At 68.7% G+C, this 13,137-nt stretch carries 12 protein-coding genes; 4 read left to right on the top strand and 8 right to left on the bottom strand.

From position 1 onward, the window contains the following. Positions 1–5 precede the first annotated feature (5 nt). The 8 genes from ACWGLC_RS08855 to ACWGLC_RS08890 all read right to left on the bottom strand — a co-directional run bounded on the left by ACWGLC_RS08855 (position 6) and on the right by ACWGLC_RS08890 (position 7,702). Positions 6–1,271, bottom strand: a complete 1,266-nt coding sequence (locus ACWGLC_RS08855; RefSeq protein ID WP_452099536.1) for an MCE family protein — start codon at positions 1,269–1,271, stop codon at positions 6–8. Further along, on the bottom strand, positions 1,268–2,419 hold the full coding sequence (locus tag ACWGLC_RS08860) for an MCE family protein (protein ID WP_452099537.1): 1,152 nt from the start codon (positions 2,417–2,419) through the stop codon (positions 1,268–1,270). The genes ACWGLC_RS08855 and ACWGLC_RS08860 overlap by 4 nt, the downstream gene beginning before the upstream one ends. Further along, positions 2,412–3,467: an MCE family protein gene (locus tag ACWGLC_RS08865; RefSeq protein WP_452099538.1), complete on the bottom strand. Its 1,056-nt coding sequence runs from the start codon at positions 3,465–3,467 to the stop codon at positions 2,412–2,414. Before ACWGLC_RS08865 ends, ACWGLC_RS08860 begins: the two co-directional genes overlap by 8 nt. Beyond that, complete coding sequence (locus ACWGLC_RS08870) at positions 3,464–4,702, bottom strand: MCE family protein (RefSeq protein ID WP_452099539.1); 1,239 nt, start codon at positions 4,700–4,702, stop codon at positions 3,464–3,466. Before ACWGLC_RS08870 ends, ACWGLC_RS08865 begins: the two co-directional genes overlap by 4 nt. A 10-nt stretch (positions 4,703–4,712) precedes the next feature. Next, complete coding sequence (locus ACWGLC_RS08875) at positions 4,713–5,564, bottom strand: MlaE family ABC transporter permease (RefSeq protein WP_182631437.1); 852 nt, start codon at positions 5,562–5,564, stop codon at positions 4,713–4,715. Position 5,565: 1 nt separating this feature from the next. Then, positions 5,566–6,330 (bottom strand): MlaE family ABC transporter permease, encoded by a 765-nt coding sequence (locus ACWGLC_RS08880; RefSeq protein ID WP_230930980.1) that lies wholly within the window; start codon positions 6,328–6,330, stop codon positions 5,566–5,568. A 242-nt stretch (positions 6,331–6,572) separates the two neighbouring features. Then, entirely contained in the window at positions 6,573–7,487 is a 915-nt protein-coding gene (locus ACWGLC_RS08885) for a 3-oxoacyl-ACP reductase (RefSeq protein ID WP_182631439.1), read from the bottom strand. Between the two features lie 20 nt (positions 7,488–7,507). Continuing rightward, a complete protein-coding gene (locus ACWGLC_RS08890) occupies positions 7,508–7,702 on the bottom strand; it encodes a ferredoxin (protein WP_182631440.1) in 195 nt (64 codons plus the stop codon). A 223-nt stretch (positions 7,703–7,925) separates the two neighbouring features. Between ACWGLC_RS08890 and ACWGLC_RS08895 the strand changes: the two genes are divergently transcribed. Genes ACWGLC_RS08895 through trhA form a run of 4 tightly spaced genes read left to right on the top strand, consistent with a single transcriptional unit; the run spans position 7,926 to position 12,849 of the window. After that, positions 7,926–9,230 (top strand): acyl-CoA dehydrogenase family protein, encoded by a 1,305-nt coding sequence (locus ACWGLC_RS08895; RefSeq protein ID WP_452099540.1) that lies wholly within the window; start codon positions 7,926–7,928, stop codon positions 9,228–9,230. 1 nt (position 9,231) lies between these two features. Next, on the top strand, positions 9,232–10,398 hold the full coding sequence (locus tag ACWGLC_RS08900) for an acyl-CoA dehydrogenase family protein (RefSeq protein ID WP_452099541.1): 1,167 nt from the start codon (positions 9,232–9,234) through the stop codon (positions 10,396–10,398). After that, positions 10,380–12,119 carry an AMP-binding protein gene (locus tag ACWGLC_RS08905; protein ID WP_452099542.1) on the top strand — a complete coding sequence of 580 codons (1,740 nt, stop codon included), beginning with the start codon at positions 10,380–10,382 and terminating at the stop codon, positions 12,117–12,119. Before ACWGLC_RS08900 ends, ACWGLC_RS08905 begins: the two co-directional genes overlap by 19 nt. 34 nt (positions 12,120–12,153) lie before the next feature. After that, entirely contained in the window at positions 12,154–12,849 is a 696-nt protein-coding gene (gene trhA / locus ACWGLC_RS08910) for a PAQR family membrane homeostasis protein TrhA (protein WP_452099543.1), read from the top strand. Positions 12,850–13,137 lie beyond the last annotated feature (288 nt).

Here is a 13,137-nt window from a genome sequence, read left to right on the forward strand (position 1 = left end):
GCTCATCATGCGCCTCCCGTCACGAGCAGGGTGTCGGTGAGGTTGTCGCCCTTGTTGACCACGTTGACCAGCGGGTCAGGGCGGTCCGAGACGGGCTGGACGCCCGGCGCCGTCTGTGTGCCCGGCTTCTGTAGGTCCCAGATCTGGTCCGGCTCGGCGGTCGGGGTGATCGGCGGGGCGACCACACCGTACGGGTAGTTCGAGGTCAGCGAGTTGAACAGCGGCCCCATGTATTGGGCGCACAGCTCCGCGTCGGACTCCGCGGTGTTGTTGGCCAGGCCGGCGATGGCGCCGCAGATGAAGTTGGTCGGATTGGCCATCTGGTTCATCGCCAGTACACCGTTGAGTGTGCCCTGATACGGGCGGTAGATGTTGTAGAAGTTCGCCATGGCGGTGGGGCCGACGTGGAGGATGCCCTCGAGATCGGCTCGGCGGTCGCGGATCACCTGGGTGGCGCGGCCGAGCTTGTCGACGCCCACGGAGAGCCGTTCCCCGTTGTTCTCGAGGAAGCGGTTGATGTCCATCACCGCGAGATCGAGGTCGCGCAGGGCGGCGTCGATATCCTCGGTTTGGTCCCCCAGCACCTGCGAGACGCTGGCGAGCTTGCCGCCGAAGGAGACGATCTGCTCCTCGCTCTGGGACAGCGCGGTGACGAACAGCTGGAGGTTCTTCAGCGTGGTGAAGAGGTTCTCGCGACCGTCGGACAGGATCGACATGGTGTGTGAGACCTCATTGAGCGCGTCGCGGATGTCGGCGCCGTTGCCCTCGAACATCGCGTCGGCTGAGTCGACGAAGTCGCCGAGCGGGCCGGTCTTCTCCCCCTTGGCGGGGCTCAGCGCGGTGGACAGCTTCATGAGCTGCTCCTTGACGCCGTCCCACTCGACCGGGACCGCCGTGCGCTCGACGGGGATGGTGCCGCCGTCCGGCATCTCCTCGCCGCCGGTGTAGGCCGGGGTGAGTTGGATGAACCGCTCGGCGACGAGCGACTGGGCCACGAGCAGGGCGTTGGCGTCCTCCGGCACAGGGACGTCGTGGGCGACCTTCATGGTGACCTTGGACATCCCGTTCTCCGTAGCGATGTCGGTGATGCGGCCGACCTCGACGCCGAGCACACGGACGGTGTCGTCCGCGTAGACGCCCTGCGTGGACGGGAAGAACGCGGTGATCGTCTTGGTCCGACCGGAGAAGATCCACACGGCTCCCGCGATCAGGGCCACCACGGCGATCAGGGCGACCACCTTCGCGGCGGTGCCCGGCAGGAATCGGTTCATCGCGGCAACCTCTTCTCGCCCCAGCCGGGGAACTCGTCCATCGTCGTTAGCCCCGGTACGCCGGGAATTGTGGGCTCGGTGACCAGCCCGGGCTCAGGCTGGACGCGGTCATCGATGAGCGGCATGAGGTCGCGGAGGATCGTCTGCTGGTATTGGCCCAGCGACAGGTTGGACACGTAGGCGTTGAACCACGGGCCGGAGGAGACGGCCTCACTGAGTGCAGTGGAGAACGGCACGATCCGGCGCAGGCCGAGATCGATGTCCTCCTTGTTCCGGATCAACAGATCGGACACCTGCTCGAGCTTGTCGAGCGCCGGGCCGATCTGGGCCTCGTTGTCCTGCACCAGCCCCGACAGCTGCCGGGCGAGCTCGTCGATGTTGACGATCAGCTCGCTCAACGCGCGCTTACGCATGTCGAGCTGGGTGAACAGGACATTGCCGTCGACCATGAGCTGGTTGATCTGGTCGCTGCGCTGACCCAGCACGTCGGTGGTCCCGGCCGCCTTGTCCAGTAGGTCGCGGACGGCCTCATCCCGCTCGTTGAGCGAACGGGACAGCCGTGTGATGCCGTCGATGGCGCCGCGGACCTCCGGCGAGGAGTCCTCCATGGTCTCTGCCAGCACGTCGAGCGCGTCCTGCACCGAGTCAGTATCCATGGCCTCGACCGTGTCGCTGAGATCACCGAGGGCGGAGGTCAGAGAGTACGGAACGGACGTCCTATCGATCGGGATCGTACGGTCCTCGAGTTCGCCGCGACCGTCGGAGAAGATCCCGAGTGCACGCCGGCCGAGGATCGAGTCCGTTTTGATCTGCGCCGACGTGTCGGCGCCGAGGTCGACGTCGGTATCGATATCGAACTTGACCCTTACCCGGTCACCGTCGAGTTGGAGCTTCCGGACGGAGCCGACGCGCATGCCGGCCACTTGGACCTCGTCGCCGGTGTTGAGCCCGGCGGCGTCGGCCACGTAGACCGTCGCGCCATGCATGCCGTTGATGTAGGGGATCCGGTCGTAGTTCAGCGAGACCGCCATCAGAGCCACTACGCCGACCGCGCCCCAGACGCCGATGACCTTCGGGTCACGGTCCCGGAAACGGAGCTGTCCGCGAGGCGCCTTGGGGGGCGCGCCGTCACTGTTCTTCTTACTCATCGGGGAACGCACACCGTCCCGTCGTCTGCTCATACTGCGGCAGAAAGAGGTCATTGCCGGTGGCCGGGTTAGTGATTCGAACAATGACGCCACAGAGGTAGAACTGGAAGAAACTGCCGTAGACGCCGAGGCGGCCCATCTTCTCGAAGTCCGACGGCAGGCGGTTGATGACGTTCTCGACGAACTCCTCGTCGTCATTGATCAGGGTCGCCACGCGGTCGATCTGCGCGATGTCCTCCTTCAGAGACGGGCGAACATCGGCGAGCAGGGTGGTCATGTTGGCACTCGAGTCGTTGAGTCGGCTCACGGATTCGGCGAGTGGCTCGGAGTTGGCTGCCAGGCCCGAGACCAACTGTTGGAGGTCGTTGACGATCGAGTCGACGTTGTCCTGGTTGTCCGCCACCGTGGTGAGCACGGAGTTGAGGTTGGTGATCACGTCGCCGATGAGCTGGTCCCGGTCCGCGAGGGCCTGGGTGAGTGACGACGTCGAGGCGAGCAGGTCCTGAATGGTGCCGGACTCACCCTGGAACACCTTGACGATCGACTCGGACAGCTGGTTGACCTGCCCGGGGTCAAGCGCCTTGAACAGCGGTCGGAATCCGCCGAGAAGCGCGTCCAGGTCAAGCGCGGGCGCGGTCTGCGAGAGTGGCAGGGTGCCGCCTGGTTCGAGCGGAGCCTGGCTCCCCTCTCCGCGCTTGAGCTCGAGGTAGCGGTCGCCGGTCAGGTTCTCGTACCGCACCACGGCCTCGGTGCTCTGGTGGACGCTCTGGTTTCCGGCGACCGTGAAGCGGACGCGGGCGGTGTTCTCCTCCGCCAGCTCGACCTTCCCGACCTGGCCGACCTCGACGCCGGCGATACGCACCTTGTCGCCGGACTCGAGCCCTGAGACGTCGGTGAAGTGCGCGTTATATCGCTCGAAGTCGCCGGAGCGGTACTCGCTGAACACCACGACGAGCCCGGCCAGTACCAGGGCCATCACAGTGGTGAAGATCCCGAGCTTGACCGCGGTAACCCGGCCCGCGCGCGCTGCCGCGCGCCCGGCGCTCACGGGTTCCCTCCGTCCATGCCGAGCATGACCTGCAGCAGTGTGGGCGGCGCGGGCCTTCCGGGCTCGGTCGACGGAAGCGGGCCGAAGAGCGGACCGGGTCGCGAGGTGAACACGTCGGGCATTCCCTCCACGGGGTTGGAGCCGGTGTCGGTGACGACGAACGGCGCGTGGACGCTCGGGTCGGGGAAGGGCAGGCCGTAGCAGTTCGGGCCGGTGCTCGCGTTCACCTTAGGCAGATCCTTCGGGTACTCGTAGGCTCGCGCGCCCTGCTGGAAGCCGGCCTTGAAAGTCAGGCCCGGTTGGTTGGACGCACCGAACGCCTGCCCGGCGCCCTCGACGCCCTGGTTGAGGCCGACGATCAGGCAGGTGAGCATGGGCGAGTACTCGCCGAGCAGGCTGGTCGAGGCGCGGAGGTCGGACAGCGCCTTGACCAGCTGGTCGCCGTTCTCGCTCAGCAGCCGCTTGCCGGTCTCGCCGGTGCCGATCGCGGAGGCGAGCAGCTGTTCGAAGCGGGCCTGGTTGTTGACGATGTTGGCGCCGACGTCGGTACCGGAGTCCAGAATCCGCATGACGTCCGGGGTGACGTCCGCGTAGAGGTTCGCCACACGCGAGCCCTTGGCGAGGTCGCGCTGGAGCGTCTCGATCCGCGGACTGATCTCCTCCAGGTAGGCGTTGAGGTCCGTGATGGTCTGGCCGATCTGTTCGCCCCGCCCGTCGACGGCCCCGGAGATCGCGCCGAGTGTGGCGTTGAGCTTCTCCGGCTCGATCGCCAGGAGCAGATCCGACAGATCCTGGAACAGGGTGTTCATCTCGGTGGTGACGTTGCCGGCCTGGACGACCGCGCCGGGCTCCAGCGTCGCGGAGTCCGGGTCCGCCGGCGCCCCGAAGTCCACGGACTTGGCACCGAAGATGGTATTGGACCCGATGGAGACCGGGGAGTTCGCGGGGATGGCCTCGAGTGCGGAAGGATCCACCTCGAGAACCAGGGTCGCGCCGTCGAACTCCTGCGTGATTCGGGTGACGTTACCGATCTCCACACCACGGGACCGCACCTTGGCGTCGGCCTCCATGACGAGACCCGCGCGATCACTACGCACCGTGATCGGGACGCGGCTGTCGAACGCTCGCACGAACAGGAGCAGGGACAGCGCGACCACCACGACGATGAACAACGCCAGGCCCGCGCCCGCGATGCGCTTGGGCACCGTGTCGCTCTGGCTCACCGTCCTCGCCATATCGTCTCTCCTATCCCGACAGGTTGAAGTTGCCGTCTCCGCCGTAGATCGCGAGCGAGACGAGAAGGGTTACCGTCACCACGGCGATGAGCGACGTGCGCACCGCGTTGCCCACCGCCGCGCCGACGCCGGCGGGGCCGCCCGCCGCGTTGTACCCGTGGTACGTGTGGATCAGCATGATCGTGATGGCCATGGCGATGGCCTGGACGAACGACCAGAGGATGTCCGTCGGAATGAGGAACGTCGAGAAGTAGTGGTCGTAGACGCCTCCGGACTGACCGTAGATCTCGACCGTCGCGAAGCGGCTCGCCAGGAACGAGGCGATGACCGCGAGCGAGTACAGCGGGATCACCGCGATCATCCCGGCGACGATGCGCGTGGACACCAGGTAGGTCACCGAATCGATGGCCATGACCTCGAGCGCGTCGATCTCCTCGGAGACACGCATGGCACCCAGCTGGGCGGTGGCGCCGGCGCCGATGGTGGCCGCCAGACCGATGCCGGCGATCACCGGCGCGGCGATACGGACGTTGATGAACGCGGCGAAGAAGCCGGTGAGCGCCTCCACGCCGACATCCGTCAGCGAGGAGAAGCCCTGCACGGCGATGACGCCGCCTGTGGCCAGGGTGAGGAAGGCGACGATGACGACCGTGCCGCCGATCATCGCGAGCGCACCGGTTCCCATGGCGATCTCGGCGATGAGCCGCAGCGTCTCCTTGGGGTACTGGGTGAGCGCGCGGGGCGTGGCCGCCAACGCGCGCCAGAAGAACAGGGCGTGATCGCCGAAGTTGTCGAACCCGCCGATCGCCCGATGGCGAGCACGCGACAGGCGTGGGAACCGCGTGGTCTCTATCACCGCCATGTCACGCCCCCAGAACCTTGACGCCGACGGCGGTGATGACGGTGTTGACCACGAACAGCGCCATGAAGGCGAAGACGACGGTCTCGTTCACCGCGTTGCCGACCTCTTTCGGTCCGCCGCGGACGTAGAGCCCCTTGTAGCAGGCGACGAGGCCGGCCAGCATGCCGAAGACGCCGGCCTTGACCTGGGCAAGGACGAGTTCGCCCAGGCCGGTCAGCAGCGTGATGCCGTTGACGAACGCGCCGGGGTTGACGCCCTGGAGGAGGACGGAGAACAGGAAGCCGCCGAGGATGCCGATCGTGCACACCAGGCCGTTGAGCAGGAGCGCGACGAACGTCGAGGCGGCCACGCGCGGAACGACGAGACGCTTGACCGGGTCGATGCCCAGCACCTCCATCGCGTCGATCTCCTCGCGGATGGTGCGGGCACCGAGGTCGGCACAGATCGCGGTGGCACCCGCCCCCGCGACGATGAGCACGGTGACCATGGGTCCGACCTGGGTGACCGCACCGAGCGCGGCGCCGGCGCCGGAGAGGTCTGCTGCACCGATCTCCCGCAGCAGGATGTTGAGCGTGAAGCTCACCAGGACGGTGAACGGGATCGCCACCAGGATCGTGGCCATCATCGACACACGGGCGATGAACCACGACTGGTCGATGAACTCGCGCCCCTGGCGGACGATCGACGGGAACGCGACGAAGGTGTCGAGCGTCATCGCGAAAAAGTCGCCGACCCCCCTGAGTGGCTTGTCGAGAACACTCGCCATGACGCCCCCCTCCTACCTTTCATCCCCCGGATCACTGGTCTCGGCCGAGTCACGCGACGGTGACGGTCAGGTGTGATCGCGGTAACAAACTAGCTAGAACACGTTCTATCCCGCAAGGGCTTCCTCGGCACCCCCCGAGCGGACCCCTTGCATTATGTGGACGGAATCTAACATGCGCCCCACCCATCACAGCGGCCCCTGGCGTGAACTCGTATAAACACGTCAGGGGCCACCTGTCGGGGTCATAGCTTCATGATCTCCGCGGCCGAGAAGGACTTGCCCTCCGCGCGCCCTGACCAGTGCCCCGACACAGCATCAGCGAACGCGCGACGATCCCAGACGCCCCCTGAAGCGTCGAACCGCTTCTCCACGACCGGGGCCTCGACGAGCGCCACCATTCCGCCATATACCACGAACAGCTGCCCCGACACCCCCGCCGCCGCCGGCGACGCGAGGTAGGAGACCAGGTCGGCCACGCGGTCCGGGGACAGCGGGTCCGGCCCCTGGGACTCGTCCCACGCCTCGAAGACCGCCTCGGTCATGCCGGTACGCCCCCGGGGGGCGATGGCGTTGGCCGTACAGCCGATGCGTCCGAGAACGCGCGCCGCCGAGAGCGTGAGCGCCGTGATGCCGGCCTTGGCCGCGCCGTAGTTGGCCTGACCGGGAGGGCCGAAGAGCCCTGCCTCGGACGACGTGTTGATGAGGCGGCCGTAGATCGGCGCGCTGCCCTCGGTGCGCTTCTTGTCCTCCGCTCGCCAGTGGGCGGCGGCGTTGCGGGTGAGCAGGAAGTGTCCACGCAGGTGGACCTTGACCACCGCGTCGAAGTCGTCGTCGGACATGTTGAAGAGCATCTTGTCGCGGGTGATACCCGCATTGTTGACGACGACGTGCAGGCCGCCCAGCTTGATGGCCTCCGCCATCATCGCGTCGGCGGTCTCCCGCTCGGAGACGTCGCCCACGACGAGAGCCGCCTTGGCTCCCGCGGCCTCGATATCCGCAATAACCGCATCCGTGGCCTCGGAGGCCCGGATGTCGTTGATCACGACAGCGGCCGCGCCCGACCGGGCCAGCTCAACGGCTTCCGAGGCCCCGAGGCCCGAGCCGGAGCCGGTGACCACGGCCACCCGGCCGTCGAGGGACAGATCCTGATCGAGCATTCCGCGTTTCTCCTCCACACTCACTCGACGGCCTTGAGCGCCGCCATCGGGCATTTCTCCACAGCCTTGAGGGCCCGCTTCTGGAGCTCCTCGGGCACCTCGTCCACGATGACGCGAACGATCTCGTCGTCGTCGTTCAACTCGAAGACCTTGGGCGCGAGGCCCACGCACACGGCCTGCCCCTCGCAGCGGTCGGGATCCACTTCAATCCGCATACCAGTTCTCCTTGGTCGGTCCAGCGGGCACGGCGCCCCCGGGGCTGGGTCGATTCTATGTGAGCCGGGACACTAGAACGTGTTCCTACTCGAGCATGAGTGTAAGTCACCGGCCACGGTCGGGCCGCACCCGCGCCGAGCCCCGCCATCCGGCGCCCCACGGTGTTAGCGTGATCCGCATAACTGGAACACGTTCCAACAGCGACGACGAGCATAGGGACCCATGGACATCACCTACACCCCCGATCAGCAACGGCTGCGCGGCGAGTTGCGAGAGTATTTCTCGGCACTGATGACCCCCGAGCGACGTGAGGCGTTCACCTCGACCACCGGCGAGTACGGCCACGGCAACGCCTACCGCGAGATCGTCGCGGAGATGGGCCGCGACGGCTGGCTGACCCTGGGTTGGCCCGAGGAGTTCGGCGGCCGCGCCCGCCCGATGATCGACCAGCTCATCTTCACCGACGAGGCTGCGATCGCCGGCGTGCCAGTGCCCTTCCTCACCATCAACTCCGTCGCGCCGACGATCATGGCGTTCGGCTCGGACGAGCAGAAGAACTACTTCCTCCCCCGCATCAGTCGCGGCGAGCTGCACTTCGGCATCGGCTACTCCGAGCCCGACTCCGGCACCGATCTCGCATCGCTTCGTACCCGCGCGGTTCGCGAGGCCGGGACCGGCGAGCACGAGGGGCAGGACGTTTACCGGATCAACGGACAGAAGATGTGGACGTCGCTCGTCGCGTACGCCGACTGGATCTGGCTGGCCGCCCGCACCGATCCGGCCGCCAAGCGCCACAAGGGCATCTCGATGATCGTCGTGCCCACCACCGCCGAGGGCTTCTCGTGGACCCCGGTGCACACCATGGCCGGCCCCGACACTAGCGCGACCTACTACCAGGACGTGGTGGTCCCGGCGAGCAACCTCGTCGGCCCCGAGCACGGCGGCTGGCCGCTCATGACCAACCAGCTCAACCACGAGCGCGTCGCCCTCACCTCCGCCGGCCCTCTGCAGGCCTCGCTGCGGCAGGTGCTCGCCTGGGCGCGGGCCACCCGATCCGCCGAGGTCGGCCTGCCCGGCGACGGCATGGTGATCGAGAACGAATGGGTCCGCACCCACCTCGCGCGCGTCCACGCGATGGCCGAGTACCTGGCACTACGCAACTGGGAGATCGTCTCCGCGGACACCGCAGCGCCAACCCGCATCGCCGCCTCGGCTACCAAGGTGTACGGAACCGAAACCGCGTGCGAGGCATACCGCCTACTCATGGAGGTTCTCGGCTCGTCGGGTCACCAGCGGTCCCACTCCCCCACCGCGGCGCTGCACGGCCGCATCGAGCGCCTGCACCGCTCGGCGCTCATCCTCACCTTCGGTGGAGGCACCAACGAGGTGCAGCGCGACATCATCGCCGCAGCCGGTCTGGGACTGCCGCCGGCGCCGCGCGTTGCGCCGGCCCCCGCCAGCGCAGCGTCGGCCAACACCGCGTCCGCCGACACCGCGTCCCCCAGCACCGCCCGGAAGGACAGCTGACATGGATTTTTCCGTCGACGACACCACCGCGGAGCTGGCCGGCCTCGTCCGCGAGATCGGCGAGCAGCTGGTCACCGACGAGTCCCTGCGCGAGCTCGACGCCCGCTTCGGCCCCGGCACCGAGTCCGGCGGCGCGGACCGTGAGACCGCCCGATTCCACGCCCGGTTCTGGGACGAACTCGTCCGCGCCGGCGTGCCCACCGCGCTGGCGCCCGAGCCCCTCGGCGGTGCCGGGCTCGGCGTGGTGGGCGAGGCTCTGGTCCTGCGGGAGCTGGGCCGCGTGCTGGCGCCCGTCCCGCTATCTCCCGGGATCCGCGCGGCACACCTGCTTACTGCGGCCGGACTGACCGACCGCGCCGTCGCAGTGGCCGAGGGCGCGGAGATCGCAGCGGTGGGCGACGGGAACCTTCGCCCCTCTGCGGAGGTGGATTGGGCACCGATCGCCGACGTGATCGTCTCGCCCGCACCGTCGAAGGAGCACTCCTTTCTCTGGGTGTGCGACGTCGCGACGGCGCGCGCGGCGGATACGGTCCGGATCGAACGGACCGTGCCGGTGGACTTCTCGTGCGCTGGGCTCGTCGCGGGCGCCCCGATGTACTGGCCGCTGGCGGACCGCAAACCGGGCGCTACGGAGTCCCACTACAAGTTCTCCGAGGGGAACGACATCCCGCCGGTGCCCGCCGAAGTGATCGGACTCGACGCCCTGCGTCGCCGCGTCCACCTGGCCGCCTACCAGTGGGGCGTGCTCGAGGCCGCGCTCGAGCGCACGGCCGCCTACGCCACCACGCGTCACCAGTTCGGTCGTCCCATCGGCTCGTTCCAGGCGGTCGCGGCCCGGCTGGCCGACGGGATGATCGACGTGGACGCGGTCCGCCTGTCCACCCTGCGCGCGGCCTACGAGCTCGACGCCTGTAGTGGCCACCCGGGGCCCGCCGCCCGGGATGCCGTCGCCTCCGCCCACTTCTGGGCCTGCGACGCCGGCCACCGCCTCGCCCACAGCGCCGTGCACATCCACGGCGGCGTGGGCCTGGACCGCTCCGAGCCCGCGCACCGCTACTTCCTCGCCGCCAAGGCCGGCGAGTTCCGCCTCGGTGGCGCCACCCGGCAGCTGCTCGACCTGGGCGACGTGCTGGCCACCGAAGGAGACCCATGGGAGTACTCAGCATGAGCGCCGCTGTGCGGACGATCGCCGACGTCGCCGCCGAGCCGTTCCGCTCGGTCGCCGACGCGATGCACGCCCTGTCCGATATCGACGACCGCGGAATCTGGGCCGACGGGCAGCTCACGCCCTGGTCGCAGGCGACCCGGGAGAGCGCAGTGCGGATCGCGGCACTGCGGGAACTGATGGGGTCGCGGGCGGACGTGTCGTCGTCGTCGGACTCGTCGCCCGGCGCCCCCGCCGCGGCCGCGCCGGACGCACCGCATCCCCACGTCGGTCTCCTCATGTCCGGCACCCCGGAGTACCTCCACCTGCTCGGCGCGGCGGCGTGCTCGGAGCTCGTCGTGGCCGGCCTCAACCCCACGCGGCGCGGAGAGGCACTCCTGCGCGACGCGACGCTGGCGAACTGCGCCGTTCTCCTCACCGATGCGGACAACGAGGCGCTCCTCGACAGCCTCGATACCGGCATCCCCGTGATCTCGGTGGACTCGCCGGAATGGTCGTCGCTGCTGACCCGCCACGCCGACGCCACGCTGCCCGCCCCGGACACCGTCCCCACCGGCGCCGACGACCTGGTGGCGCTCGTGTTCACCTCCGGCACCAGCGGCGACCCCAAGGCCGTGCGCATCACCCAGTCCAAGATCTCGGTGCCCGGGCGGATGCTCGCCGAGCGGTTCGAGATGGGTCCCGAGGACTGCGTGTACAGCGCGATGCCGCTCTTCCACTCCAACGCCGTGATGGTGGCCTGGCCGATCGCACTGTTCGCGCAGTGCTCGATCGCGCAGCGCCGCCGCTTCACCGCGTCGGGCTGGCTGGACGACGTCCGCCGCTACGGCTGCACGTTCGCCAACTATGTGGGCGCGCCCCTCTCCTACATCCTCGCCACCGCCGAGCGCGCCGACGACGCCGACAATCCCATGCGCGTCGTCTACGGCAACGAGGCCCCCGCCGACGTGCGGCGCGAGTTCACCCGCCGCTTCGGCGCGCGGGTGGTCGACGGGTTCGGCTCCAGCGAGGGCGGCCTGTCCATCTCGCGCACGCCCGACACCCCGGACGCCGCGCTCGGGCCACTGCCCGCGGGCGTGCGGATCGTCGATGTGGAGACCGGCGCCGAGTGCCCGCGCGCCCGGTTCGACGCCGACGGCGCGCTGGTCAACCCCGACGAAGCCGTGGGCGAGATGATCGCCGACGGGCCCGGCCTGTTCGCCGGGTACTGGGGCGATGAGGCCGCCGACGCCGAGAGGATGCGTGGGGGACGTTTCCACTCCGGCGACCTTGCGTATGTCGACGACGACGGGTACGTCTACTTCGCCGGGCGCTCCGGCGGGTGGATGCGTGTCGACGGCGAGAATCTTGCGGCAGCACCGATAGAGCGCGTGCTGCGGCGTCATCCCGACGTGGCAGAGGTGGGCGTGTACGCGGTGCCGGCGGCCGAGGTGCGCGGCCCGGGCGCCATCGGTGACGCCGTGGCCGCGGCAGTGGTGTTGCGCGGCGACGCCGATGCCACGGTGGCCTGCTGGTTTGCCGAGGGGCTCGGAGAATTCCTGTCCGGGCAGCCCGATCTCGGCCCGAAGCAGTGGCCGACACTTCTGCGGATCACCTCGGCGCTGCCGCGGACCGCGAGTTTCAAGTTCCGGGCCCGGGATCTCACCTCGCTCGGCGCCGATCCCGCCGGGGACCGCGTGTGGGTGCGCGGGCACGGGGCGGAGGGGTTCTCGCCGTCAGCGTGATGGGCAGCGCAGGCGCCACGGGTAGGTTCGGAATGTGGACCCCACCGTGAACGTTGACCAGCGACCTGCCGAGGGCGACGACTTCGGCATCGCCGCCGTCCCGCCCAAGCCGCTACTCCGCGGCTGGATTCATGCCGGCACGCTGCCGGTGGCGATCGCGTTGGGCGTCGTACTCACCGTGCTGGCTGATGGCACCGCGCTGAAGTGGGCGTGTGTGGTGTTCCTGGCGACCTCGTCGCTGCTGTTCGGCATCTCGGCGCTGTATCACCGGGGCAAGTGGTCCCCGCGGGCCGCGGCACTGATGCGACGGCTGGACCACTCGAACATCTTCCTGCTCATCGCCGGGACATACACGCCCATGACGGTGGCCGCACTCGAGCCGCCGGCCAGCACGATCCTGTTGGTCGTCGTGTGGACGGGCGCGCTGCTGGGGATCGCGTTCCGGCTGTTCTGGCTCTCGGCCCCACGCTGGCTGTACGTGGTGCTGTACATCGTCCTGGGCTGGACCGCGGTGTGGTTCGCCGGTGACCTCATCAACGTGGACCCCGTCGCTGTGGGCCTGGTGCTGGCCGGCGGCCTCGCCTACACGGGCGGCGCGGTGGTGTACGGGCTCAAGCGGCCCGACCCGGTGCCGGGCATATACGGCTTCCACGAGGTGTTCCACACGTGCACGGTAGTGGCGTTCGCCTGCCACTGGGCCGCGATGCTGCTGTTCGTCCTCGGCAGCTGAGCCCGCGCCGCACCGCAGGCCGACCCCCGCACGCCGCCCCGCGGCACCCACGCCGCGACACCCACGCCGCGACACCCGCGACTCGCAGGCCGACCCGCGGCCGGTTGCAAGACATCGCTCCGCAGTCGCAAGACAGATCACGCGAGATTCGGCTTTGGAATCGAAGCTCCTGCCTTGCAGCTCGGGCGCGATGTCTTGCAACTTGGGGAGATGCCTCGAAATGGGCGGAATCCGCTGCCCGGGTGGGGCGCAGCGGATTCCGGAGGAGGCAGCCCGGCAAGGCCAGCC

The organism is Dietzia sp. NPDC055877, assembly GCF_053615975.1.

What these genes read in the sequence shown, in the direction of transcription:
- ACWGLC_RS08855 (WP_452099536.1), bottom strand. Translation starts at nt 1,271, where the DNA reads ATGAACCGATTCCTGCCGGGCACCGCCGCGAAGGTGGTCGCCCTGATC.
- ACWGLC_RS08860 (WP_452099537.1), bottom strand. Translation starts at nt 2,419, where the DNA reads ATGAGTAAGAAGAACAGTGACGGCGCGCCCCCCAAGGCGCCTCGCGGA.
- ACWGLC_RS08870 (WP_452099539.1), bottom strand. Translation starts at nt 4,702, where the DNA reads ATGGCGAGGACGGTGAGCCAGAGCGACACGGTGCCCAAGCGCATCGCG.
- ACWGLC_RS08875 (WP_182631437.1), bottom strand. Translation starts at nt 5,564, where the DNA reads ATGGCGGTGATAGAGACCACGCGGTTCCCACGCCTGTCGCGTGCTCGC.
- ACWGLC_RS08880 (WP_230930980.1), bottom strand. Translation starts at nt 6,330, where the DNA reads ATGGCGAGTGTTCTCGACAAGCCACTCAGGGGGGTCGGCGACTTTTTC.
- ACWGLC_RS08885 (WP_182631439.1), bottom strand. Translation starts at nt 7,487, where the DNA reads ATGCTCGATCAGGATCTGTCCCTCGACGGCCGGGTGGCCGTGGTCACC.
- ACWGLC_RS08890 (WP_182631440.1), bottom strand. Translation starts at nt 7,702, where the DNA reads ATGCGGATTGAAGTGGATCCCGACCGCTGCGAGGGGCAGGCCGTGTGC.
- ACWGLC_RS08895 (WP_452099540.1), top strand. Translation starts at nt 7,926, where the DNA reads ATGGACATCACCTACACCCCCGATCAGCAACGGCTGCGCGGCGAGTTG.
- ACWGLC_RS08900 (WP_452099541.1), top strand. Translation starts at nt 9,232, where the DNA reads ATGGATTTTTCCGTCGACGACACCACCGCGGAGCTGGCCGGCCTCGTC.
- ACWGLC_RS08905 (WP_452099542.1), top strand. Translation starts at nt 10,380, where the DNA reads ATGGGAGTACTCAGCATGAGCGCCGCTGTGCGGACGATCGCCGACGTC.